19 protein-coding genes are annotated in these 23,684 nt (G+C 47.4%); 10 read left to right on the forward strand and 9 right to left on the reverse strand.

The features are described from left to right. Nucleotides 1–70 precede the first annotated feature (70 nt). Nucleotides 71–2,698, reverse strand: coding sequence for a tetratricopeptide repeat protein (locus tag B0475_RS02890; protein ID WP_157892660.1), 2,628 nt, complete (start codon nt 2,696–2,698; stop codon nt 71–73). 274 nt (nt 2,699–2,972) lie between these two features. Here B0475_RS02890 and B0475_RS02895 point away from each other — a divergent pair, with 274 nt between their 5' ends. Beyond that, nucleotides 2,973–3,509 (forward strand): hypothetical protein, encoded by a 537-nt coding sequence (locus B0475_RS02895; RefSeq protein ID WP_077409936.1) that lies wholly within the window; start codon nt 2,973–2,975, stop codon nt 3,507–3,509. A 68-nt stretch (nt 3,510–3,577) separates the two neighbouring features. Here the strand turns inward: B0475_RS02895 and B0475_RS02900 are convergent, their stop codons facing one another. From B0475_RS02900 to B0475_RS02910, 3 genes are all read right to left on the reverse strand, one after another. Next, nucleotides 3,578–4,150, reverse strand: coding sequence for a hypothetical protein (locus B0475_RS02900; RefSeq protein ID WP_157892661.1), 573 nt, complete (start codon nt 4,148–4,150; stop codon nt 3,578–3,580). Nucleotides 4,151–4,347: 197 nt separating this feature from the next. Next, nucleotides 4,348–4,560 carry a hypothetical protein gene (locus tag B0475_RS02905; protein ID WP_077409938.1) on the reverse strand — a complete coding sequence of 71 codons (213 nt, stop codon included), beginning with the start codon at nt 4,558–4,560 and terminating at the stop codon, nt 4,348–4,350. A gap of 9 nt (nt 4,561–4,569) precedes the next feature. Further along, nucleotides 4,570–5,625, reverse strand: coding sequence for a sulfotransferase (locus tag B0475_RS02910; RefSeq protein ID WP_198538084.1), 1,056 nt, complete (start codon nt 5,623–5,625; stop codon nt 4,570–4,572). 1,054 nt (nt 5,626–6,679) lie between these two features. Between B0475_RS02910 and hflK the strand changes: the two genes are divergently transcribed. From hflK to B0475_RS17595, 4 genes are all read left to right on the forward strand, one after another. Then, entirely contained in the window at nt 6,680–7,630 is a 951-nt protein-coding gene (gene hflK, locus B0475_RS02925; protein ID WP_198538085.1) for an FtsH protease activity modulator HflK, read from the forward strand. After that, nucleotides 7,627–8,580, forward strand: coding sequence for a protease modulator HflC (gene hflC / locus B0475_RS02930; protein ID WP_077409943.1), 954 nt, complete (start codon nt 7,627–7,629; stop codon nt 8,578–8,580). The genes hflK and hflC overlap by 4 nt, the downstream gene beginning before the upstream one ends. 83 nt (nt 8,581–8,663) lie before the next feature. Continuing rightward, a complete protein-coding gene (locus tag B0475_RS02935; RefSeq protein WP_232781831.1) occupies nt 8,664–9,812 on the forward strand; it encodes a N(5)-(carboxyethyl)ornithine synthase in 1,149 nt (382 codons plus the stop codon). A 17-nt stretch (nt 9,813–9,829) separates the two neighbouring features. Further along, complete coding sequence (locus B0475_RS17595; protein WP_157892662.1) at nt 9,830–9,994, forward strand: hypothetical protein; 165 nt, start codon at nt 9,830–9,832, stop codon at nt 9,992–9,994. Nucleotides 9,995–10,041: 47 nt separating this feature from the next. Here B0475_RS17595 and B0475_RS02940 read toward each other — a convergent pair whose 3' ends face one another. The 4 genes from B0475_RS02940 to B0475_RS02955 are packed head-to-tail and all read right to left on the reverse strand — an operon-like array spanning nt 10,042 to nt 13,976. Further along, a complete protein-coding gene (locus B0475_RS02940; protein WP_157892663.1) occupies nt 10,042–11,247 on the reverse strand; it encodes a DUF1501 domain-containing protein in 1,206 nt (401 codons plus the stop codon). Nucleotides 11,248–11,260: 13 nt separating this feature from the next. Continuing rightward, on the reverse strand, nt 11,261–12,835 hold the full coding sequence (locus B0475_RS02945; RefSeq protein WP_077409946.1) for a DUF1800 domain-containing protein: 1,575 nt from the start codon (nt 12,833–12,835) through the stop codon (nt 11,261–11,263). Continuing rightward, on the reverse strand, nt 12,832–13,533 hold the full coding sequence (locus tag B0475_RS02950; protein ID WP_077409947.1) for a hypothetical protein: 702 nt from the start codon (nt 13,531–13,533) through the stop codon (nt 12,832–12,834). Before B0475_RS02950 ends, B0475_RS02945 begins: the two co-directional genes overlap by 4 nt. Beyond that, nucleotides 13,530–13,976 (reverse strand): hypothetical protein, encoded by a 447-nt coding sequence (locus B0475_RS02955; protein WP_077409948.1) that lies wholly within the window; start codon nt 13,974–13,976, stop codon nt 13,530–13,532. The genes B0475_RS02950 and B0475_RS02955 overlap by 4 nt, the downstream gene beginning before the upstream one ends. 175 nt (nt 13,977–14,151) lie before the next feature. Between B0475_RS02955 and B0475_RS02960 the strand changes: the two genes are divergently transcribed. Next, nucleotides 14,152–15,552, forward strand: a complete 1,401-nt coding sequence (locus tag B0475_RS02960) for a DNA-3-methyladenine glycosylase 2 family protein (RefSeq protein WP_232781832.1) — start codon at nt 14,152–14,154, stop codon at nt 15,550–15,552. Continuing rightward, the gene (locus B0475_RS02965; RefSeq protein WP_077409949.1) at nt 15,549–16,022 is read left to right on the forward strand and encodes a methylated-DNA--[protein]-cysteine S-methyltransferase; all 474 of its coding nucleotides are present in this window, start codon (nt 15,549–15,551) and stop codon (nt 16,020–16,022) included. The genes B0475_RS02960 and B0475_RS02965 overlap by 4 nt, the downstream gene beginning before the upstream one ends. A 1-nt stretch (nt 16,023) precedes the next feature. On the opposite strand, the gene B0475_RS02970 is transcribed toward B0475_RS02965, so the two are convergent. After that, nucleotides 16,024–17,049, reverse strand: a complete 1,026-nt coding sequence (locus tag B0475_RS02970; RefSeq protein ID WP_077410613.1) for a succinylglutamate desuccinylase/aspartoacylase family protein — start codon at nt 17,047–17,049, stop codon at nt 16,024–16,026. Nucleotides 17,050–17,756: 707 nt separating this feature from the next. On the opposite strand from B0475_RS02970, the gene B0475_RS02980 reads away from it, so the two are divergent. From B0475_RS02980 to B0475_RS02990, 3 genes are read left to right on the forward strand one after another with little or no spacing between them, the layout of a single operon-like run. Continuing rightward, a complete protein-coding gene (locus B0475_RS02980) occupies nt 17,757–19,094 on the forward strand; it encodes a TolC family protein (protein ID WP_198538086.1) in 1,338 nt (445 codons plus the stop codon). Continuing rightward, nucleotides 19,084–20,547: an efflux RND transporter periplasmic adaptor subunit gene (locus B0475_RS02985; protein ID WP_077409952.1), complete on the forward strand. Its 1,464-nt coding sequence runs from the start codon at nt 19,084–19,086 to the stop codon at nt 20,545–20,547. The genes B0475_RS02980 and B0475_RS02985 overlap by 11 nt, the downstream gene beginning before the upstream one ends. After that, on the forward strand, nt 20,537–23,662 hold the full coding sequence (locus tag B0475_RS02990) for an efflux RND transporter permease subunit (protein WP_077410615.1): 3,126 nt from the start codon (nt 20,537–20,539) through the stop codon (nt 23,660–23,662). Before B0475_RS02985 ends, B0475_RS02990 begins: the two co-directional genes overlap by 11 nt. The last annotated feature ends 22 nt before the right edge of the window (nt 23,663–23,684 follow it).

The following is a 23,684-nucleotide window of genomic DNA, read 5'->3' on the forward strand; positions in this document are numbered from 1 at the left end:
TGGTCTCCATTATGTCAATTATGAAATTTAAAAACAAGTGTTATATCTACCCGAATGTCACATTTAATGTCTATAAGCCATTGATTTTCATCCTAACTTCTTCAACCCTGTGATGTTGGTCACCCCCATGTCGCAGAAATGCATTCAAATGATTCAGCGCCATACCCTTGTCTTTGAGTACATCGGCGTACAAGAAGCCCAGTTCTAAGTGTGAGTCTACATGATTTGGCACCCGGAATAGCACTTCGTTGAATGCATCCTTTGCTGCCTCATGGTCATTCATTTTTAGCATCAAAAGCCCCAGGTTATAGTACCCTGGCCAGTAATCAGCATCCAGACTCAGGACTTTTTCATAGTTCTGCCGCGCTTCAGAAAAAAGCCCGGTTTCTTCCTGAGCTATCGCCAGGTTGTTCCAGGATTCAACCAGATTGGGTGCCAGCTTAATGGTATCCTGGCTGTGTTTAATGGCTGCTTGCCAGTCTTTTTGGTCAACAGCAATGGCAGCCAGATTATTGTGGGCATCGGCCTGATTGGGGAAAGTTTTGATGACCTCAACCAGCAGTTCTTTGGCAGCCTGGGTTTTTCCTGAGCGATACAGCGCAATGGCTGCGTTGTTTCTGGCACCAGGGTGTTCCGGATTGATGGCCAATACCTTTTGATACTCTTTCTGGGCTTCTTCGGGCCTGCCTAACTGAGACAGCATGCCGCCTAAACTCAAGTGCAGTTCAGTACGTGGTTTCTTAGAAAGCCTGATGGCTTCTCTCAATTGTGATTCTGCAGCTTCAAAACGACCTGATCTGGCCAGTAAGTGACCCAATGCACCATGCAACTCCGGATCATCTGGTCGGCTTTGCAATCCTCTGCGATAACTTGCCTCTGCTTCTTTGGGTTTAAGCATCCGTTCCTGTAATTGTCCCATGAACCGCCAGGCTTGATCCAGGTACGGGTCTCTTTCCAGGGCTGACTTTAACCTTTTTTCTGCATCTTCATACATTCCTGACCTGGCTTCAACCAGGTGAGCATACACGGCATTTAAACGTGGGTGTTCTGGATTGTCTTTCAAACCATCTGACAATATTTTGCCCATGCCGGCGAGGTCATTGGTTTTATTCAGGAAAGTGGCCTTTAGAATTTTTGATTCCGGATTGATGGGATCTAGATTAATGGCCAGTTCAACCAGCTCCAATGCTTTGTCCATGTCATTGCGTTGTGATTCCAGTCTGGCAAGGGTCAGGTAAGTTTGGGTGTACTCTGGATCCAGTTCAAGGGCGTGTTCTGCATGCTCAATGGCCTGTTCAACCTCACCCAGTCCTTCATGAGCCCTTACCAAATCGATCAAAGCTGCCAGATTTTGTGGGTCCTTACGCAGTACATTCTGCAATTGGGTGACGGCTTGCTGGTAAAAGCGATCCGCTAATAACATCCGGGCCCGCTCCAAGCCTACATGTTGACCAATCATGGCCATTGGATTGGGGCGATTTTCCCGTTCAGCAACCCGTCCACTGCCTACTGACAAGTATCCCAGTGATCTGAGTTTAGCCAGTTCATCAGCGCTGAGACTCAAATTGGCATCGGTTCCTGAGTCCTCCTTTTCAAGCCATTCTGTGAGGTCTCTTTGCATGTCATATGATGTATTGCTGTGTTGCTCAATGACATTGCTCAACTCTCTGGGATCACGCATCAGGTCATACAGTTCATTTTCAGGGGCTTCGATTAATTTCCAGCGGCCTTTGCGCATGACTCTGAGTTTTTCCCAGCCATATGTATAATATGGTAAATAGGTTTCAGAGTAATATGCCCTGTTTGGCTCGGAGAACTGACCTGCCAGCAGTGGGGTCAGGTCCCTGCCAGCCATTTCATCATCGGATGCTTGAGCAGGCAAATCCACCAGGTTCAGCAATGTTGGCATCACATCCACATGCCCCACTGACTCTTTGATTCTCACCCCGCCTGTCATACCTGGAATGTGCATAATGAATGGAATGTGCAGGGTTGAATCATATGCCAGCAATGCATGGGTTTTTTCACCATGTTCACCCAGGCTTTCGCCGTGATCAGCAATGACCATGATGATTGGAGCTTCATCTCCGGCAGCGAGCATCTTTGGGTGCTCAAGTAAACGTCCGATTTGAGCATCCATATAAGCGATTTCGCCATCATATAAGCGGTTGCGATACTCATCTCTGAATGGAGGTGGTGGTGAATAATTGGCATGCGGGTCGTAAAAGTGTACCCATGAGAAAAACGGTTGGTCCTCAGCTATGCTGTCCAGCCATTCCATGGTGGCGTTTACAGTGCTTTCAGCAATCCGGTCAGCCACCATTCTTGGACTGACGTTTCGCCGGTCAGACAAGTCATCGTCGTAAACGTCAAATCCCTGCGCCAAACCGTATCTTTTATCAAGAACAGCAGCTGATACAAATGCAGAGGTTTGGTATCCAGAATCTTTCAGACGTTCTGCCAGAGTAGTGATTTCTTCATCGACATACTGAGTACCATTGTTTCTGACCCCATGCTGAAAAGGATACAATCCTGAAAGTATGCTGGCATGCGATACCAGGGTGATTGGAGCAACTGCCCAGGCCTGTTCAAATACAATACCTCTGTTGGCAAGGTTTTGCAAAGCAGGTGTGGCTACCTGATCATTACCATAGGGCTCCAACCGATCCGGTCTGGTGGTGTCTACGGTGATCAGCATGATTGAGCGCCCTGGCCTTTTCAGCTCGCTGGTATCTGCGGTATTTTGGCTGACTGTTGAGGTGGTAGGCTGTGATTCTTGAGTGAACCAATAATAAGTGACACCTGCCAACAAGCCAACAACGAAAAGGGCAATAACTTTGGTTTTAATGATCAGTCTCCTCAGGGTAAGAACGTGGTTTCTGGACGGATATATTAATTCAATCACCTTGACAAAACAACATGGCAATGTCCGTGTATAATGAGGTCTTTTGAATTGTCACGAGGATTTACAAATGAAACCATTCACTTTTCGGCAATGCAGTTTGAGTATCGTTGTTCTGGCTGTGATGGCCACTGTTCCTGTTTCATTCAGCCATGCTGGAACTGGGCATTTTCATGCTGAAACAGAGTCCACCAAAGCCTTGATGTCAAAAATGTGGTGGAATCAAAAACGTAAAATTGACGAATTGTCCATCACTGAAGACCAGCGACACAAAATGGATCATGACTTTGTAGCGTACATGCAGTACCACCAGGATGATCACAAAAACCAAAAGGACGCGTTTGATGCCTTAGGCAAAGTGCTTTCAGGTGTTGATTTATCTAAGGCCGGTACCCAAAGGGATCAGGTCAGTCAGATGGCAGTGATCAATATCAATCGACAAGTGGATATGATGATCAATGTGGTGGGTCACTTGAATGAACAACAACGGGCCATGATTGCTGAAAAATACCCCAAGCTATTGACCCGTTTGTGGGTGAGGTCTGCTAATCCGGCAGCCATGCAGTTGGGACGCAGTGAAGTCAAAAGAAGTAAGAGCAGGAAATAAGCACCGAGACGCTGCATATGTGCAATGAGGCCGGATTTCCGGCCTTTTTTATATCATTAGCAGGTGTATCAAAATTTAATTTTGAGCCTGATCATCAGAACAACAGAAAACAACACCGTGACCAGCAGATAAAACCAAAGCCACCCACCCAGATAATTTTGCATCCAGTCAGGTACCGTTTTTTGGGGGAATTCAAAGGTGATTTGTTTGATTGGACTGTCCTCACTTAAATAACCTGCCGGATTACCTATCAACAGATTCCACCAGTGTTTTTTATGAATAATACCAACTGGTTTGAAGGGTGCAGAAAACACTTCAGTGTCACCATTGGTGAGGGTCAGTGTCGTTGTTTTTTCAGGCCAATGCAGTTGTTTGTGTTTTTGCATATTATCCTGATTGAGCCAATACCAGTCGGGTTCGCCCCCCTGCTCTGTTTCAGCAGTGACCGTGTAAGGCACGAGCATACCCTGAGCTGGTGCTTGCAAATCATAACGGTTAGACAAAAACACCAGAATAAACATCACCGGAATGATTGACGTCAGTGCCGGCCATAGTGTGATGCCCATCCTTTTCAATGACAATTTGATGTTTTGCCAGGCCAGCGGTAATAAATCAGCAAAATCGCCATCATGATCAATCATGGTTTGCTGAGCACTTTTGAGTTGCGTTTTGGTATCAGTCAAACGGTCGAACTGACAGAGTTTTCTGAAAGTGAGAACACCAAGTAATGCACTGATCAAGGCCCAAATAATCAATATGAAGGTGAGCGGTATGACTGGAGAAATCAAGTCATCAAACCAATTAAGTATTGGTGTCAACCAGTCAAAAACCCCCATGATTATGTTTGATCTTGTTGGGCTTTTTGTTTACGTTTTTTGATGATTTTACGAATTGGCCAGAACAGAATTGCCACTATGACCAGGAACAAGGTGACAAAAAAGCCCACAACGCTTCCGATGATAGGAATGCCAGCAGCGGGACCAATATAAGCCATGGCTGGTAAGCAGACACATGTCAGAAAAAGTAACAGCCAGATTTTTTTAAATTTCATAAATACCTTCTAGAAATGATTGTTCAGGTTATAGCCGAAAAGTGTGGCCATTTCCTCCGTGATGTGCATGATGTCTGTTTTTTGTTCATCACTGAATTCAACCGAATAATAGGTTGGTACAGTCAACACATTTTCATATTGTGACTGAATTTCTGAGTAATTGGAATGGTTCAAAGCGCAATGAGCAAAGATTTTTTCCAATGTGGTAGCCGTATCAAAGCATAAATCTTCATAGCGGAACATCAGTACAGATGACTGCAATTGCAGGTTTGAGTTGATCAACTGGTGTACTTGTTTATAGTAATATGCCCAATATCTGGCCCACCCCATTAAGTCTTCAAAATGGTTTAAGACATTTTGTTCTGACACTTGATCTCCAAATGAGATCAATTCCCGTAAACGGCCAAATTCAAAATGCCCTGAAGCAGCCAGCTGTCGGTCTATGTCAGGATTGTGTTTACCTGCCTGTAAAAACTTGTTGTGTTGTTTTAGCATTGATGCCACATGATTGATTGGGTGACGTATTGGAATGATGAATTTGGCATCAGGAAACAGGTCCAGTATTTGTAACATACGATTGATGTTGTAGTTATTTTTGCAAATATATCTGGTTTGCCCCGTTACGAGTATCATTTTTTTGATGTGGTCGGTATAGAAATCAATGAATGGTGGGTGTTGCCAGGGATCGGGTATTTGACACCTGTTTTGCTGGTGAATGTTTTTAAAAAATGCCTGCCAGATAACTTCTTCAAATGCGTCAATGCTTTGCTGATTTACCATGATCCTGTCACCATGACTGCGTTCAGTATATTGCACAGATTTAACCGGATTTCTTTGTTTCAACCAGCGTTTCCAATAAGGGGTAAACACATTCGGAAAATCACCATACTGGTGATGGCATGTGTCATGGTGTTGACTGAGGATTTCGCTGATGATGGTGGTACCAGATCTTGGCAATGCATTCACATACACTGGCTTGGTCACAACTGTGTTTGCCAATTCATCTTTTAAAAACCAGCTTTCAACTTGACCAAGCCACAGATATAGCGGCTTGAGTACAGTCATTAATTGGGTGCGGACCTTGAGTCCGGTGGGTACCTTCAAATGGTTTGAGGCCATGGGTCATAAATCAACATTTAACGGGCTTATCATACCACCAAAAGACCATTCTGATCATGGCTTATGAGCGGTTGGATTGATGAGCTAATTAGGTTCACTGATTGGTGAGGTGCCGGGCCTGTTGTTGATGGAAAATGGTACATCATTATGCTGGTATGATCTTTCCAATGGTAAGCATAATAGACCAGTTCTACTGACCAGACAACTCGTTGAATTGATTGAATAGTATTTCGAAGTTGCATGGAAACATATGGTGTATCAGGTTTTCTCCCGGCACTTCTAATCAAATATTTGGCGCACAGTGATTGTGTTATCAGTATATGCCCCAATATCTCTGGTATAGGCAAAAACCTTTTGCCTACAACCGGTTGCAATGTATGCATATACGCAAAAGATACGCTCCCCAGGCCTCAGGTCCATCTCAAACAAAACAAACAAAAAACAGCACACTCACGATTGGAAATGAAGCAGATCATCCCTTCATCAATTTTTCACATAAAATCAATCAAAGAACGAACATTCAGGCCCGTTCAACGATCCTTTTCTTTGTCATATTTATTCTGATCACTTATTCAAACTTACCCAAATAATTGGTTGTTAGCTTGTTCTTCCAGAAACCAGCCTGTGGAGCGATTTAAAGATCATGGCTTGGTTAACTGTCGTGGCAAATACACTGCATCAAACATCCTGATTTGGCCAGATGTGACCTCAAAATCACCACTGCTAGTCACAGGCAAACCCTTTTGGGAACAACATGTTTCACATGAACCACCCAGATACTGAGATTAAAACAACAGCTATCTCCTGTTTGTTTGATTGCAACACTTTTACTGTGGCATAAGCCACAAACCGGACGCATCACAATGCCAACAAAACAATGAACAATACTCACCATCGCCCTCAGGACCCCTGGGATCCCAAAAGTCAGGTTTCATCATCTTTGAACAGACTCAAAATAATGTTGATTTCAGTCTTTGGGAAGCACCCTCCAGGTGGCAGCATGAAGAATTTTGGCTTAATCAGTCTCCTGTTCGTCATGAGCATCACTGTCTGGAGTGCTGTTTACACCATCCCCAGTGATTCAGTCGCTGTTGTGCAACGATTTGGCAAGTACCTGACTGTGGTTTCAGCTGGATTGCATGTCAAACTTCCTTTTGGAATTGATCGGGTTTCCATCGTACCGGTTAAAAGACAGTTGAAGCAGGAATTTGGGTTTAAAACACCCGGTGCTACAGATCCATATCAAAGCTCAACCGAACAGAATGGTTTACAAGAAACGCAAATGGTTACCGGTGATCTCAATGCTGCGCTGGTTGAGTGGGTGGTTCAATACCGGGTCTCAGAACCAACCAAGTATTTATTCGAAGTACGCCACCCGAGTCAAACACTGAGGTATGTATCTGAGTCTGTGATGCGTGAAGTGGTAGGTGATCGGACCGTAGATGAGGTGATCACCATTGGCAGGCAGGAAATAGAATCTGAAGCTTTGGTCAAAATGCAAACGCTGTCTACAAAATATGCAATGGGTATCAGTATTGATCAAGTGCAACTGAAGAACATAAACCCACCCAAACCTGTGCAGGAATCTTTCAATGAAGTCAATCAGGCACAGCAGGAAAAAGAAAAACTGATCAATGAAGCCAGGCGTGATTACAACAAAGTCATCCCGCTGGCATTGGGAGAAAAAGATCAGCGAATCCGGGAAGCCGATGGGTATCGTTTAAAGAGAATCAATGAATCGCTGGGCGATGTGGCCAGGTTTAATGCCTTGTTATCTGAATACAGCAAAGCTCCTGAGGTCACCCGTCGCAGGATTTACATTGAAACCATGGAAAAAGTAATGCCCAGCATCAAATCCAAAATCATCATCGATGAAACCACAAAACATGTATTGCCGTTATTGAACCTTGATACCAGCGGTAATGGTCAACCTAAAGGAGCCCAAAAATGAAACCAATTGTTTTCGTTGTGCTGTTCGCCTTCGTCATTCTTTCCCTCAAAGAATCGCTCTATACAGTAAGTGAAGTTGAGCAAGTCATCATAACTCAGTTTGGAAAGCCTGTTGGTGAGGCGGTCACTGCTGCAGGCTTGCATTTGAAAACGCCCTACATACAAGAGGTCAATGCGATTGACAAAAGGATTCTCGAATGGGATGGAGCACCCTCTGACATGCCAACCAAAGACAAACTCTACATATCAGTGGACCTGTTTGCCAGGTGGCGCATCACAGATCCACTGCAATACTTTTTGCGATTAAGAGATGAACGTAGTGCGCAATCTAGACTGGATGATATTTTAGGCAGTGAAACACGAAATGCCGTGGCAAAACATGAATTAATTGAGATCATCAGAACCACCAAAGACCGGGAACCAGCCCAAGACTCCCTTAAAGAATCGGGTGTAGATGCAGATGTGGGTAACCTTGTTCCCATCCAAAAAGGCAGGCAATTGGTAGAACAAGAGATTTTTTTGGCGGCTGCTGAAAAGGTTCAGGTGTTCGGTATTGAATTGCTTGACATCCGTTTTAAAAGGATTAACTACAATGCCAGTGTCAGGCCGAAAATATATGACAGGATGATCAGTGAACGTCGACAGATAGCAGAACGCTTCTTGTCTGAAGGTAATGGGGAAGCTGCTCGCATCAGAGGGAATAGAATCAGAGAGTTAAATAAGATTCAATCGGAAGCTTACAAAGAAGTCGAAGAAATCAGGGGATTGGCTGATGCCAAAGCAACAGAAATTTATGCCCGGGCATATAATAAAAACACACAGTCAATAGAGCTTTATGAATTCACCAGGTCGATGCAAGCCTACCCTGTGATCATGGAAAAAAATGCCACCCTGGTGTTATCAACTGACAGTGATTTATTTCAATTTCTGAATGGCATTGAAAGGCCATGAGTGCGCTTCAAAACAACAGATCAGCTCCCCCAAAGCCCATCAATGGAACGCCTGATTTTCAATTAGGTGTCATAGGTACATCAATGAAAGATGATGAAAGGCGTTATCCCATACACCCTGATCATTTAACTCGTATACCACAATCTTTGAGAGAGCAACTCATTTTTGAAACCGGTTATGGGAATGCATTTGGTATTTCGGATCAGTCCATCGCCAGCATGACAGGTGGAATGGCTTCACGCGAAGACATATTGAGTCGATCAGAAACGGTCATCATCGCCAAACCAATTCCAGAAGATTTAAAGCAGCTTCGTTTTGGTGGAACGTTATGGGGATATACCCATTGTGTTCAGCAACCACAGATCACTCAAACAGCGATTGATCGTCAACAAACCCTTATCGCTTTTGAAGACATGTTCGTTTGGTCCCCTGCAGGCAAGGTTGGCAGACACACATTTTATAAGAATAACGAAATGGCTGGTTATTGTGCTGTCTTGCATGCCCTGCAACTCAGAGGAATAGATGGTCACTATGGCAATCAACGAAAAGTCGTCATATTCAGTTTTGGAGCGGTGAGTCGGGGAGCCATATATGCCTTGAAAGCTCATGGATTTCGAGACATCACAATCTGTATTCAACGGCCCGATCATGAAGTCAGGGAAGAAGTTTTGGACTGTCATTATGTGAAAATCATGCCGGGTTCGGATCAGCAGGCTCGCATGATTGTGGTAGAACACGACGGCAGTATCCGGCCTCTTTATGACTTGCTGCTGGAAGCAGACATCATCGTCAACGGGGTTTTTCAAAACACCAGAAATCCGGTTCATTTCGTCCTAGAGTCAGAATCTGAATGCTTAAAACCCAACAGCCTGATCATTGATGTCAGTTGTGATAAAGGTATGGGATTTTTCTTTGCCAGGCCCACATCTTTCAAAGAACCCATGTTCAAATACAACACAGTTGATTATTATGCTGTGGATCATACTCCAAGTTATCTGTGGGAAAGCGCAACCCGTTCTATTTCAGCAGCACTCATAGTGCATTTGCATACGGTACAGGCTGGATATGCCGGCTGGCAGGCCAGTGAAACCATCAGGCGAGCTATCAACATAGATGGCGGGGTGGTTAAAAACCCTGCGGTGCTGTCATTTCAAAACCGCAGCCCACAATATCCACATCAGGTAAGGCAAAAGCCATCCGTTTTTAATCATTCCAAATCAACTACACATTAATCTCAGGAGCATCAGGCATGACCACAACAAACGAAAAAAATAACATCATGAAAAAGCATGGCATCACATGTGAAATGAAATTCATTTATATATATAAAAATTACAGATATGATGATTTAGAACAAGCAGTGAACTTTGCTGTTTTTGAACAACAGAGGTTAGATGCAGTACCAAAGCATTAAACCGGACACACCTGTTGCAAGGTGACTCAGATGTTCTCAAGGCTCTTTCATTGCTGAAAAACACCTGCATCATGAGGGCCTGAGAAATCAGGAAAAACAATAGACAGGTCCTTCGCTCCCATGCGCTTGATCAACAGTTCACTGAGAACGGTCCGGTAATCGGTGGTGATCGCCAGGTCACCATTGTATAAATTGGCATCATCTAAACCAGGCCATTGGCCATGAACCTGACCACCATTGACTGCGCCACCCATGGCAAACATCACGCCGCCATGGCCATGGTCAGTTCCCAATGACGCATTTTCCCGTACCCGCCGACCAAACTCGGTCATGACCACCACGTTGACCTGACCCATCTGTGAACCCAGGTCCTGGTAGAACGCAGCCAGGGTGTTGGCAAAATCAGCCGACAATGGACTCAGTGATGTTTCCAGTTGGTTGTGGTGATCCCAGCCACCGGTGTCAACACAGGCCGCCTGTAAGCCCAGGCCTGCTTTGATCAATTGTGCCACCTGTTGCATGTCGCTGCCGAAAGGAGAAGATGGATACACCGCACCATTATCGGGTGTTATGGAATCTGGATCCGCGGCTTTCAGTTCGTCGACTGATGACAAAATGCCCGCTGTGACCACATCGATGTCTTGTTGTTGGTCATATAAATCCATCATGGATTGTCGCAATGCGGCTTGGGTGTTTTCGTGGGTATTCAGGTCATAACCGGCGATTGAATTCATACCGACCACTGGCTGTAAACCCTGTAAGGACAGGGGCACGTGACCCATGCCAACGCCCTGGAAAGTGGCTGTCTGCCCTGCTCCAGCCAGGTAGCGGTTCAGCCAGCCATCTGTGGTGGTGTTAACCCCTGGTGTGCCAAATTCCATGAAATCCTGGGCTTCGAAATGAGACCTGGAAGGATCCGGGGATCCGCAGGCGTGGATCAGGGCGAGGTCTCCGGCATCAAATACCGGCTTGAGAGCTGACAAATTGGGGTTCAGGCCAAAAAAACCATCCAAATCAATGGCGCCTCCGGTTTGTCCAGGTGGTGCTATTGCAATGTTAGGCCGCTGTTGATAGTAATTATTGTCGCCGTACGGCACCACCAGATTAAGGCCATCGGCAGCGCCACGCTGAAACACACACACCAGTATGTCCTGCCCACTGCCATTCTGTCCATCGGTGGCAAACACCAGGCGTGGGCTGATTAAAGGAATGGCTGCCAGGCCACTGAGTTTGATGAAGTCTCTTCTTTTCATGGAGTATTCCTGTTCAGCGTTGTTGGAAGTGTCTGGAAGCCAGCAGTGCCGCCAGCACGGTGCGTGCAGCATCTACGGCCAGATCCAGAGGCAATGGTTGGGTGCTGGCAAATTCACCGCCAGCCAGTTCAATCAGTGCATCGCGGTCTTTGCTGGAGAGTTTGCGGTGTAACAGGCGATGAATGATGAGGTCTGTGATGGCAGCTGGTGTTCGGGCATCACCAATCACTGCCGTCATCTGAATGGCCAGAAAGTCCCCTGCAACCGCTTGTTGGGGGTTGTTGTCATCCACATTTCTGCCGGGGTTTAAATCGCCGTATGCCAGTGCAAAGCCGAGGTTCCAGCGGTCCAGCAAAGCATTGGTGTTCAGCCAGGCCGAACTGACATCACTGAATCCGGTGGGTGCCGGGTAGGAAAACGGCAATTGTCCGAGGTTGTTGACTTGTCGGTATAAAAACTCAAACGGTCGACCTGTCGTGGTTTGTGGTAATGAACGAAACAGGGAGAGCACATATTCCACAGGTCTTTTGAATTTGGCCTGAGTCGATTGGCCAAAAGCATCGGTGCTGAATAACGTGATCAACATGGCACGGATGTCGCCATCGGTCTGCTGAAATGTCTCACTGACTGCATCGATCGCTTCCTTAGGTGGGGCATCACTGATGAAGCGACGGCATAACTTAGTGGCAATGAAGTGAGCTGTTGAGGGGTGAGCCGCCAGTATATCCAACACGGTTTCGCCATCTTCAATGCCACCGCCGGCAGGTATGCCCTGCCCCAACACGGTCTTTGTACCCGTGTCATGGTTGGGTGCATAAAAATAAAACAGGTCATCGGCTTGTTCGAACAAGGTCCAGCCGGTGAAGCACCTGGCCACCTCCTTGACATCATCTTCATTGAAGCCACCATTGACCCCCAGCGTATGTAATTCCATTAATTCCCGCGCATAGTTCTCATTCGGTCCGTCAGCCGTGTTGGTGTAACCATCCAGATAGATCAGCATGGCCGGGCTTTTGGCATTGGCATGCAGAAGGTCTCTGAATTTACCCAATGCATGAGGCCGGATGTTGTCCCGGTCATCAATCACTTTCAACACCTGTATCGGCCCATCAAATAAGTTGACATTGAAATGATTGGACCAGAATTCAACCATGATTTCATACAATTGGCTGGGCTGATATGCCGCCCTTATCAGGGTTGCTGCAATCAGTTCAAATGAAGGAATAAAGTCATTGTCAGTTCGTGACCGGTCGATGATTTCCTCATAACTCATGCTCAGCGAAGGAAACACCTGATGTAACAGCGCTTCAACATTACTGGTGTTCATGGTTTCCGGGCTGAGCTGATAATTGAGGTAACCATCAAAACCGAGTTGTTCTGCCAATGCCAATTCGCTTTCGCTGAAACCGTAAGTGATCCTGTTCAGCAGGTTAATCAGTTGTTCATGGTTTGATTGAGATTGACTTTTCTGAGTCGTGGCTGCTCGGGCTGTTGGCGGTTGAGTTAACCCTGCCGCCTGTAATTGGCTGGCTGCCTGGCGGATAGTTTCATCGTTGATGGTTTTGTTGTTGAATGTAAGGTTCATCATTGGCACAGCTCCGCCAGGTAAAGTCGTTGGAATGGAAAGGAACCAGACAACTGCTGTTCGCGGCCATTGTAGTGAGCCTCACCTGAAAAGCAGTCGGTGAAAATCAATGTTAACTCGCCCCAGGGAACTTCAGAAACCACCTGATCACTGTTGAGTTGACCTCCAGTTGTGGCTGACATGTTCATGGTGACCTGGTTTCCCTGTGGTGTGCCTGTGCCTAGCATCCACTGTTGCTCATTGTTGGCACCAAAAGTGAACCAATAAGCCACCACGATTTGGGTGTTGGGGACGTATTCAAGCAACAGACCCTGACCGTCGGTTTGCGGATTATAAAAATGGGCATTGATGCCTTCATCAATGAGGTAATCAACAGCAGGTCCCTCGATCACCAAAGCGGCAGAAAGCAAGGGATTCAATGTCGTGCCATAAGCCACTTCTCCTGACTGTCCGGTTTCTACGTCCAGGGTGAATTGCGCACCCGGAGGCAACACTGGTGATGAAAACCCAAATCCTGCCTGGTTTTCTGAGCTGATCAGCTGGTGACGCCCATTGACGATGTGCCAGGTGATCTGATCACCGTTTTCAATGATCAAAACTTCCGGATCAATTCGATTCTCGTATACATTGATATGGTGTTCAGTGGCCTGGCTGTGAAGCGTATAAAAAAGCATCAGAATAATCGCCATCAACGGTTTCATGGCTGATCCTCAATGCAATTGATTGGCGGAGTTATGCGGGTTAACTCAATCTGACCTTCACTGCTTCCACTGAATTGGAAAGTCGCACTGATGCAGTCATGAAAAGTCAGTTGCCCACTGCCCCACACGCTTTGTTGTGGGGTTGGATCGGAAACATTCAGGCCGCCGCCTGTACTGCTGGTTAGGGTCAGGTTGACTGGTTGGCTTGATAAATCACCATAGGCAGTGAGCCATTGTTGCTGACCACCTGCTTCGCTGTAGGTAAACCAGGCAGCAAACAACAGGTTGTTGGCTGGTGCAATGTGAATCACCAGTCCCTGTCCGTTTTGTTCAGGGTTATGCCATGAGCCATTTAAGCCGGGGTGTAAACCAACGCCATGAACCGTCTGACTGAATATCAGCAGATGAAGCCCCATGATTGTGATGACAGATTGTTTATGCATAGCAGAATTCTCCTCCAGTTACATACATTCAACGGTTGAGTAGGTTTTTGGGTTGACAGCACCGCCACTTTTTTTTCGTTGATACAGAATCAGAGCCCGAATACTTGGGATTTGGATGCATGCGCTGAAGGATGATTTGAATGATTCTGTTCCGATAATGGCTATGAAATAGCCCATGCTGATTTACAATGAACCCATGACAGCCATCACCGATCAACAACAAACCCGCCTGTTTCAGCAAGCCAGATTGGCCCGTGATGCCCGTTTTGACGGGCGGTTTTTTACTGCAGTGAAAACCACTGGTATTTATTGTCGCAGCATTTGTCCGGCGACTCCTCCAAAAGAACATAATGTGAGTTATTTCCGAACCGCGACCCAAGCCGCTGCTGCTGGCTATCGCCCCTGCCTGCGTTGCAGGCCAGACAGTGCTCCTGGTTCAGCTGCCTGGCTTGGCAGTCAGTCAGTGGTGCAACGGGCCATGCGATTGATTCAGCAGGGTTGGCTCAATGACCATGGGCTCGGTGAATTGGCGTCTTACCTGGGGATCACTGACCGTTACCTCAGACAGCTTTTTCAAAAAAACCTGGGAACAGCCCCCAAGCACTTTGCGCAGTATCACCAATGCCTGTTTGCCAAACAGTTGATTCACCAGACTTCCCTGGCGATGTCTGAAGTGGCATTGGCCAGTGGCTTCAACAGTGTCAGAAGGTTTAATGATTGCTTCAAAAAAATGTTGCTGGTCACCCCCTCAGACATCAGGAGACGGTCGGCGGAGGCTCAGAACAGTGATTTGCGTCTGAAGCTCTTTTACCGCCCACCCTACAACTGGACTGCCATGCACCGTTTCCTTTCGGTCCGGGTGTTGAAAGGATTGGAACAGCTCAGTGAAAGTGCCTATGGACGGAGCATATCGCTGAATGGGCAGCAAGGTTTTTTCACTGCCACTCATTTACCCACTCAACATGCTTTTGATGTCCGTCTTGATTGGAGTGATCTGTCACAACTTCGTACCGTTGTGAATCAAATCCGTCGGGTGCTTGACCTGGAGTCTGATGCGGAACACATCAGGCAACATCTGCAACCCTTGTTGCCCATAGCTTTTCAGTGGCATGAAGGCTTGCGGCTGCCTGGCACCTGGTCGCTGTTTGAAGCTGGTGTGCGAGCCATTCTGGGACAGCAGGTCAGTGTTTCAGCAGCTTGCCAATTAACGCAGCAATTAATCGATGAACTGGGTCAGAAAGCCCATGGCAGAACCTATTTCCCCGAGCCAGCGGTGCTGGAAAACCGCAGTCTGGACTTTTTGCGGATGCCTGGCAGCCGTAAACAAACCCTGAGAAACCTGGCAGCTCATCTACTCAGGTACCCTGACAGTGAACCTGCTGACTGGGCATCCATCAAAGGCATTGGCCCCTGGACGATTCAATATACGCAGTTGAGGGGTATGGGTGCCCCTGATATATATCTGGACGGGGACGCCGGGGTAAAGAAAGCTTTGCGCTTGTTCCCAGCTGATTTTGATGCACAACAAGCAGCGCCCTGGCGCAGTTATCTGACTTTTCAAATGTGGCAACAATGACAAACCATCAACAAACGTATGAATCGCCCCTTGGGCCCATCACCATCACCGCCACCAGGCGTGGGATCAGCAGCTTGTATTTTAAACCGCCGGAGCAAGCTGACTGTCCAAATGAACACACCTCAATGTGCGCACAGCAACTGGATGCATATTTTCAGGGTCAACAAACATCATTTGATGTACCATTGGATGTCAATGGAACGGCATTTCAAAAACAAGTGTGGCAGGCTTTGCAGGACATCCCGTATGGTCAGGTGGCCAGTTATCGGGACATCGCCATTGCCATCGGCAACCCCAAAGCCATGCGGGCTGTGGGTGCGGCCAACGGTAAAAATCCAGTGTCCATCGTTGTGCCTTGCCACCGGGTGATTGGTGCCGACGGCAGTTTGACCGGCTATGCGGGTGGATTATCCCGTAAACAACATTTATTGCAACTGGAAGCCAAGGCAATGTTCAATCATCATCATTGAATCATTCGTCGTAGGTTTCCTGCATTTGTTCAATACTGGCCTCTACCCGACCGGGTTTCTGAAAATATGCAATGTGATAAACCGCTTCACCTTCCTGAACCAGGGGAATGTTTTGTTTACCGATGATGATGCCATCAGCCGTACTGAGTATCTGTGCTGAGACATCACCCAGTGGTTTTTTGATTTCCGCCAGTACTTCGTTTTCCTTGACGTGATCTCCCAGTTCTTTTTTGTGAATCACAAAGCCACTGTCAGAGGCCCTGACCCATTTACTTTCGGTCGCAACAAATGGTTGAAATGGTTTTTTTCTGGGCTTGAGTTTGGGCAGCATTTTGAGATGGCGCATGACATTGGTGACACCCTTAACCCCGGCTTTGATGGATAGTTCATCAAATCGCAATGCTTGCCCTGCTTCGTAAAGCAACATGTGAATTCCATGCTCATCAGCACATTGCCGCAATGACCCATCCCTGAGATTGGAATTGATCAGCACCGGAACACCAAAGGCCTCGGCCATACCCAGGGTCAGCGGATCGTCGAGGTTGGCTCTGATTTGTGGCAGGTTGCTGCGATGAATTGCTCCGGTGTGCAGGTCGATGCCATAATCACATTTTACCACCACCTCTTGCATGAATAGATGAGCAATGCGCCCAGCCAGAGAACCTTTGGCCGAACCAGGAAAACTGCGGTTAAGGTCCCTGCGGTCAGGCAAGTAACGACTTTGATTCAATACCCCGAAGGCATTGACGATGGGCACTGCTATGAGCGTTCCTTTCAGGGGATTGATGGTTTTACTGTTGATCAGACGACTGATGATTTCAATGCCATTGAGTTCATCTCCATGTATGGCTCCGGATACGAACAAGGTCGGTCCTGGTTTTTTCCCCCGTTTGACAAAAATGGGAATGGCCATGTTGGTGTCTGTGTACAACCTGACAGTGGGTAATTCAATTTTTTTGGTATCACCTTTTTCAATCCGGTGGCCACCTATGATCAGTTCGTCTGATGCTTGGTTTCTCGTTGTCATGATCCGATTTTGGTCTTCCTGCAGTGAACACTGCATCATTGTACTGGACTTGATTATAAGCCACTGTGCAGCGATAAAAACAGCTAATTGAAGATCACACAGAAACTAATAAGCTCACAGTTAGTCACCTGGTCAGGATACATTGAATTTTCACAGTGATGGACATACAATAGAGGCTGCAAACAGAGAGTCTTGAACTGGATAATAAATGAGCTTGATTTACCGACTGACCGTTTTTTGTTTGTTGTTTGGCCAGCTGGCCGGACAACAGGTTCAGTCGTGTGAAATGAAACACAGTCAAGCCCCAGACCAGAACAAACCACTTGATCACCATGCGGCCATGGGCCATGGTCCAATTCATGAGCAACAGTCATTACAGTCAAATGCAAAACAGCAACCAACCATGGATTGTTGTGAGGATTGTCAATGCAGCTTACTGCTGTGTCAGAGCAATTGGTTGTTAACTCAACAGTCGACGGCCTTTCCTGCAAAGGGACAGGATCTACATAGATTTAACCACTCTTCCATGCTGTTCAGCACCATCGCGGACGCTCTTTTTCGTCCACCCATCAGTTAACCATCACAGGATCAATCCGTCCTGAAGACAGCCATCGGCAGGCTTGTGCCTGTTCATTCTTCTTTTATTGATGGGAGGCATTATGCCTTATTGCAACATATACATTACTATAAAAAACAAGGATATACCATTGAATAATAATGGTATTTATTTCATTTTCATGGTGTTTTTGATCAGCTTGACTCCTTTGAAGGTTCGGTCACAAAGTGACACCGATAGCACGCTGAGTTCGATCGTCTCTGAGGTTTGGGCCAGGGACGCTGAACTGAAAAGCCTGTTAGCCAGAAGGGATGAATCATCAGCGCTGGCACAACAGGCAGCGGCATTGCCAAACCTGATGTTCTCAGCAGATCTGAATAACCTCACACTGGATGGATTGGATTTTAATCAGGAGCCCATGTCTCAGTTGCGATTGGGACTGGCACAACAATTACCCCGCGGGAACAGCCGTCAATTGACCACTGCATTGTATCAACAACAGGGCCACGCCCTGCGCTGGCAGGCTGAGCACAGGCGTTTTACCTTGTTGGAGCAAACCGCAACTTTGATACTGGGTATTCAGCAAACTCATTCAGACCTGTCATTGAACGACCAGCGACAGCATGCCATTGAAGATTTGTTGGCACTCAGTGAAGCCGCCTACAGAAATGCCTACGGTGCAGTGAAACAGCAAGACCTGATTGAGGCAGAACTGGAGCTTTTACAGAATGAAGACCGGCAACAACAACTGGAGCAAAGACTGAATGAACTTCAGGCCGAACTGGCCGCAATGATGTTCTCTTCACAGGCAGTCACCCAACACCGTCGTGTCAGGGTATCCACAACAGCGGTTAACATTCCCTCGGTTGACACCAAACAAATGTCATGGCAGGCGTTGTTGCGTCACCCCGGTATACAAGCAGCCAATGAACGGCTTATCAAGGCCCAAACAGCTGTAGAGCTTGCCGAACAGCAAAAGAAGCCAGCGGTGACCCTGAAAACCAGTTATGGATACCGGGATGATGCACCCAATGGACTCAATCGGGATGATTTGTTCAGTATAGGTTTCAGCATGGATCTGCCAGGATTTAACAAACAGCGATCCGGAGACTTGATCAAAGCAAAGGTATCTGCTTTGCAAGCGGCAGAAGCCGACCGTGAGGCTTTACTCAGAGAACTGCACAAAACCTGGTTGGCCAGTCAACAATCACTGCAAAGCCAGCTTCAACGCACGACACTTTATCAGCAGCAATTGCTTCCACAACTCAAACAGCTCGCCGATGTTCAAATGACTGCTTATGCCAATGAAGGGGCTGATTTTGCTGATGTATTACGAGCCCAACTGAGCTGGTATCATGCCCGGTCTACCCTCAACCAACTACACACCCAAACCCGTTTACTGCAATTAAAACTGCTGCTGCTGACAGCTTCAGACAGCCGCCAGTTGCTTGATCAATTGTCTGCCCAAGGAGATAACCATGAAGACTAAGACCCCGCATGTATTATATTTGATCAGCCTGCTGATCACCGTTTGGTTAACCTGGTGGTTTACCACACATTATTCGACCAGCCGCACCGCTTCACCGGGTGAACGTAAACCCTTGTATTGGGTGGCCCCCATGGATCCCAATTTTCGCCAGGATGGGCCTGGGTTGTCACCAATGGGCATGGAATTGGTGCCGGTTTACGAAGCAGCTGAAGCCGCTCCAGGGGTGGTCAGCATTCAACCTCAAGTCATCAATCAACTGGGCGTGCGCACCACTCAGGCCTCGTCAACTCAACTGCGGAAAAGCATCCGTACCGTGGGTAATATTGGATTTGACGAAAACCAGTTATACCATGTGCACCCCAGGGTGACTGGTTGGATCAATCAATTGTTCATTAAATCCGAAGGTTTGGCTGTGACAGAGGGACAACCATTGTTTTCACTGTATTCACCTGAGCTGATCAACGCCCAGGAAGAATACTTGCTTGCAGTGAACCGTCAACAAACCAGGCTCATCACTGCTGCCAAAGCCAGGCTGCAGTCATTGCAAATCAGTGAGCAAACCATTCAATCCATTACCCGTAGTAATCAGGTACTGCAAAATATGACATTTTATGCTCCCCATGACGGCGTGGTCAGTCACCTGGCAGTTCGTGAGGGATTTTATGTGCAACCCGGAGATCAGGTCATGAGCCTGGCAGATTTGTCATCTGTGTGGCTGGAGACCGAACTCACTGAACACAACCTCGCCTGGGTTTCCGAAGGTACGCAGGTGAGCATGCAACTGGCCGCCCTGCCTGGCCAGCAATTCAGCGGCGAAGTCGATTTTGTTTATCCGTTTTTGGATCAACGCAGCAAAGCCGCCCGGGTCCGTCTGACTTTTGATAATGAAAATGGCCAACTCAAACCCAACATGATTGCCGATGTGACTGTGATGCCGGCGATGAGTGAAACGGTGTTGGCAGTGCCTCAATCGGCGGTGATCCGAACGGCTGAAGCAGATCGGGTGGTATGGGCTCAAGGTGGAGGTCAGTTTAAATCAGTGGCTGTCAAATTGGGGCGCATGGGTGATGAATATGTGGAAGTGCTTGATGGGTTGACAGCGGGTGATGAGGTGGTGATTTCAGCTCAGTTTTTGCTGGATTCTGAGTCCAGTAAGCAATCTGACTTAAGGCGTTATGCGGCACCGGAACAGTTGCGCCAAGACCCTCAGCAGGTTCAGTCAGCCCGCACCACTGGTGTGATTAACCGGATAGATGGTCAGCTCATCAACATTTCCCGTGATGGTATCGAAAAATGGAACCGTCCCCCTGCTACCATGGACTTTCAGTCAGCCGGGCATTTATCAATGCCGGCACCTGGCAGTCAACTTGATTTCACCTTCGAAATAAGGGGCAATGATTTCATCATCACCGCCATTCACGCGGTGAATGGGGAGCCTGCTCATGATCACTGAAATCATTCATTGGTCCATCAGAAATCGGGTATTGGTGTTACTGGTAACTGCCATGTTGTTGGTTTACGGAGCTTACAGCATCAGAAACACTCCGGTGGATGCCATTCCTGATTTGTCTGATGTTCAGGTCATCATTAAAACCAGTTATCCGGGACAGGCACCGCAGGTTGTCCAGGATCAGGTGACTTATCCACTGAGTACAGCCATGCTGGCTGTGCCTGGTGCTCAAACCGTCAGGGGATATTCATTTTTTGGAGATTCCTTTGTCTATGTGATTTTTGATGATGACACAGACATTTACTGGGCCAGAAGCCGGGTTTTGGAGTACCTCAACCAGGTGGCCGCTCAATTGCCTGCAACAGCATCTCCTCAGCTGGGTCCTGATGCGACCGGTGTTGGCTGGGTTTATTTGTATGCCTTGACCGATCCCTCAGGTCAGCATGACCTGCACGAATTGCGCAGTTATCAGGATTGGTTTCTCAAGTATGAGTTACAGTCTGTTCCGGGGGTGTCAGAAGTGGCCACCTTGGGTGGTATGGTCAAACAATATCAGGTTGTGGTCAACCCTGAAAAACTCAAAGCTTATGACATGCCACTGGCTCATATCAAAAATGCCATAGCCCAATCTAATCAGGAAGTTGGCGCATCGGTCATAGAGATGGCCGAGGCAGAATATATGGTACGCACCAATGGATATTTGCAGAACATCAATGATTTGAAGAACATCCCCCTGGGTTTGTCATTACAGCAAACCCCTTTGTTGCTCAGTGATGTGGCTGAAATACGCCTGGGCCCGGCTGCCAGGAGGGGGCTGGCTGACATCAATGGACAGGGTGAAGCCACTGTAGGCATTGTGGTGATGCGCTACGGAGAACATGCTCAAAAAACCATCAATGCCGTGAAAGACAAATTAGAAGATTTGAAAAAAGGTCTGCCTGAGGGTATTGAACTGACCACTGTGTATGACCGGTCTGACCTGATTGAACGCTCTGTCACTAATCTGTGGGATAAGCTGTGGCAGGAGTTTCTGGTGGTTTCATTGGTGTGCGTGGCCTTTTTGTTCCACCTGCGTTCTTCACTGGTGGCCATCATCAGTTTACCAGTGGCCATTGTCATGGCCCTGATTGTCATGCACTGGCAGGGTCTGAATGCCAATATCATGTCATTGGGGGGGATAGCCATTGCCATAGGTGCGATGATAGACGGGGCCATTGTGATGGTGGAAAACATGCATAAAAACAAGGAAAATCCCGCATTGAAAGACCTCACTCAATGGCAACTCACAGCGCGTTCAGCAACAGAAGTGGGTCCCGCTTTGTTTTTCAGTTTGCTGATCATCACTGTGAGTTTCTTGCCTATTTTTGCCCTGGAAGCACAGGAAGGCCGGTTATTCACCCCATTGGCATATACCAAGACCTTTGCCATGGCCGCTGCTGCCATCCTGGCCATCACCCTGGTGCCGGTACTGATGGGATTATTCATCAAAGGTCGCATCAGGGCTGAACAACACAATCCACTGGGACGTTGGCTGATTAATGTATATCGACCGGTGTTGCAGTGGGTGCTGCAATTTCCCAAATCAGTGGTGATGCTTTTCCTGGTTCTGACCCTCAGCGCCTGGTGGCCACTGCAACAATTGGGCAGTGAATTCATGCCAGACCTTGACGAAGGTGATTTGATGTATATGCCCACCACTGATCCGGGTATTTCCATCGGCAAAGCCAGGGAGTTATTACAGCAAACTGACAAATTGATTGCCAGCCGCCCGGAAGTGGAATTGGTGATGGGGAAAATGGGTCGGGCAGAAACCGCCACCGACCCTGCCCCGCTGACCATGATGGAATCATACATTAAACTTAAACCACGTGATCAATGGCGAGAGGGCATGACCACGCAGGACCTGATTGATGAATTGAATCAATTGATCCGTATTCCAGGTTTAACCAATGCCTGGGTGATGCCCATCAAGACCCGGATTGACATGTTGGCCACTGGCATCAAAACACCCGTAGGGGTGAAAATATCCGGACCTGACCTGGACACCTTACAACAACTGGGCAGCCAGGTTGAACAGCTGCTTGGTGAACTGCCAGGAACAGCTTCGGTGTATGCTGAAAAAGTGGCTGGAGGCAGGTATATTAAGATTGATATCAATCGCCTGCAAGCCTCTTCCCTGGGTCTGAACATTCAACAGTTACAGGAATTGGTTGCCCATGCCGTGGGCGGCAGAGTGATTACTTATACCGTTGAAGACAACGAAAGACATCCCATCAACCTGCGGTTTCCACAAAGTTACCGAAACAGCCCGGAACAGCTCAGAGAATTGCCTGTCATTACCCCGGCAGGAGCGCACATCACCCTGGGACAAGTAGCAGATATTCATATTGAAAGTGGTCCTCCGGCAATCAAAAGTGAAAACGGCCGGGTCAATGCCTGGGTATATATTGACATACGGGACACCGATGTAGGTAGCTATGTCAGGCAGGCGCAAAAACAAATCAGCGAACACCTGGCTTTACCACCTGGCTATGCAATCAAATGGGCCGGTCAGTATGAATACCTGCAACGAGCCCAACAAAAAATGAACCTGGTGGTGCCTTTAACGTTGGGCTTGATCGTGGTCTTGTTATACCTGAATTTTAAACGTTGGCATGAAGTCTGGTTGATCATGCTGACCCTGCCATTTGCGTTGGTGGGCAGTACCTGGTTACTGTATTGGCTTGATCATCAATGGTCTGTGGCAGTGGGCGTGGGGATGATCGCTTTGGCCGGTGTGGCTGTGGAAACCTGCGTCATCATGTTGTTGTACCTGAATCAGGCAATAGCAGATGGATCCATCAGGGACAAAACACAGTTAACTCAACGCATCATCGCTGGCGCCTGTGGCAGGATACGTCCGGTGATGATGACGGCAATTGCCACCATTTTGGGGCTGATACCCATCATGTCAGGCAGTGGAACAGGTTCAGAAGTAATGAGTCGACTGGCCGCTCCGATGGTTGGGGGCATGGTCAGTACGCTGATCCTGACCATGTTCTTGGTACCCGTTTTATTCAGCTTATGGCATGGCCGGGCATTGAACACTGAACATCAGGGCGCCACTGAGTTAAAATAAGCAGTAAATACCAACAGAACCC

It is taken from the genome of Marinicella sediminis (genome assembly GCF_002000055.1).
GTDB lineage: Bacteria > Pseudomonadota > Gammaproteobacteria > Xanthomonadales > Marinicellaceae > Marinicella > Marinicella sediminis.

What these genes read in the sequence shown, in the direction of transcription:
- B0475_RS02940 (WP_157892663.1), bottom strand. Translation starts at nt 11,247, where the DNA reads ATGAAAAGAAGAGACTTCATCAAACTCAGTGGCCTGGCAGCCATTCCT.
- hflC (WP_077409943.1), top strand. Translation starts at nt 7,627, where the DNA reads ATGAAACCAATTGTTTTCGTTGTGCTGTTCGCCTTCGTCATTCTTTCC.
- B0475_RS02935 (WP_232781831.1), top strand. Translation starts at nt 8,664, where the DNA reads ATGAAAGATGATGAAAGGCGTTATCCCATACACCCTGATCATTTAACT.
- B0475_RS02965 (WP_077409949.1), top strand. Translation starts at nt 15,549, where the DNA reads ATGACAAACCATCAACAAACGTATGAATCGCCCCTTGGGCCCATCACC.
- B0475_RS02985 (WP_077409952.1), top strand. Translation starts at nt 19,084, where the DNA reads ATGAAGACTAAGACCCCGCATGTATTATATTTGATCAGCCTGCTGATC.
- B0475_RS02905 (WP_077409938.1), bottom strand. Translation starts at nt 4,560, where the DNA reads ATGAAATTTAAAAAAATCTGGCTGTTACTTTTTCTGACATGTGTCTGC.
- B0475_RS02970 (WP_077410613.1), bottom strand. Translation starts at nt 17,049, where the DNA reads ATGACAACGAGAAACCAAGCATCAGACGAACTGATCATAGGTGGCCAC.
- B0475_RS02910 (WP_198538084.1), bottom strand. Translation starts at nt 5,625, where the DNA reads ATGACTGTACTCAAGCCGCTATATCTGTGGCTTGGTCAAGTTGAAAGC.
- B0475_RS17595 (WP_157892662.1), top strand. Translation starts at nt 9,830, where the DNA reads ATGACCACAACAAACGAAAAAAATAACATCATGAAAAAGCATGGCATC.
- B0475_RS02950 (WP_077409947.1), bottom strand. Translation starts at nt 13,533, where the DNA reads ATGAAACCGTTGATGGCGATTATTCTGATGCTTTTTTATACGCTTCAC.
- B0475_RS02990 (WP_077410615.1), top strand. Translation starts at nt 20,537, where the DNA reads ATGATCACTGAAATCATTCATTGGTCCATCAGAAATCGGGTATTGGTG.
- B0475_RS02945 (WP_077409946.1), bottom strand. Translation starts at nt 12,835, where the DNA reads ATGATGAACCTTACATTCAACAACAAAACCATCAACGATGAAACTATC.
- B0475_RS02895 (WP_077409936.1), top strand. Translation starts at nt 2,973, where the DNA reads ATGAAACCATTCACTTTTCGGCAATGCAGTTTGAGTATCGTTGTTCTG.
- B0475_RS02955 (WP_077409948.1), bottom strand. Translation starts at nt 13,976, where the DNA reads ATGCATAAACAATCTGTCATCACAATCATGGGGCTTCATCTGCTGATA.
- B0475_RS02960 (WP_232781832.1), top strand. Translation starts at nt 14,152, where the DNA reads ATGCTGATTTACAATGAACCCATGACAGCCATCACCGATCAACAACAA.
- B0475_RS02900 (WP_157892661.1), bottom strand. Translation starts at nt 4,150, where the DNA reads ATGATTGATCATGATGGCGATTTTGCTGATTTATTACCGCTGGCCTGG.
- B0475_RS02890 (WP_157892660.1), bottom strand. Translation starts at nt 2,698, where the DNA reads ATGCTGATCACCGTAGACACCACCAGACCGGATCGGTTGGAGCCCTAT.
- hflK (WP_198538085.1), top strand. Translation starts at nt 6,680, where the DNA reads ATGAAGAATTTTGGCTTAATCAGTCTCCTGTTCGTCATGAGCATCACT.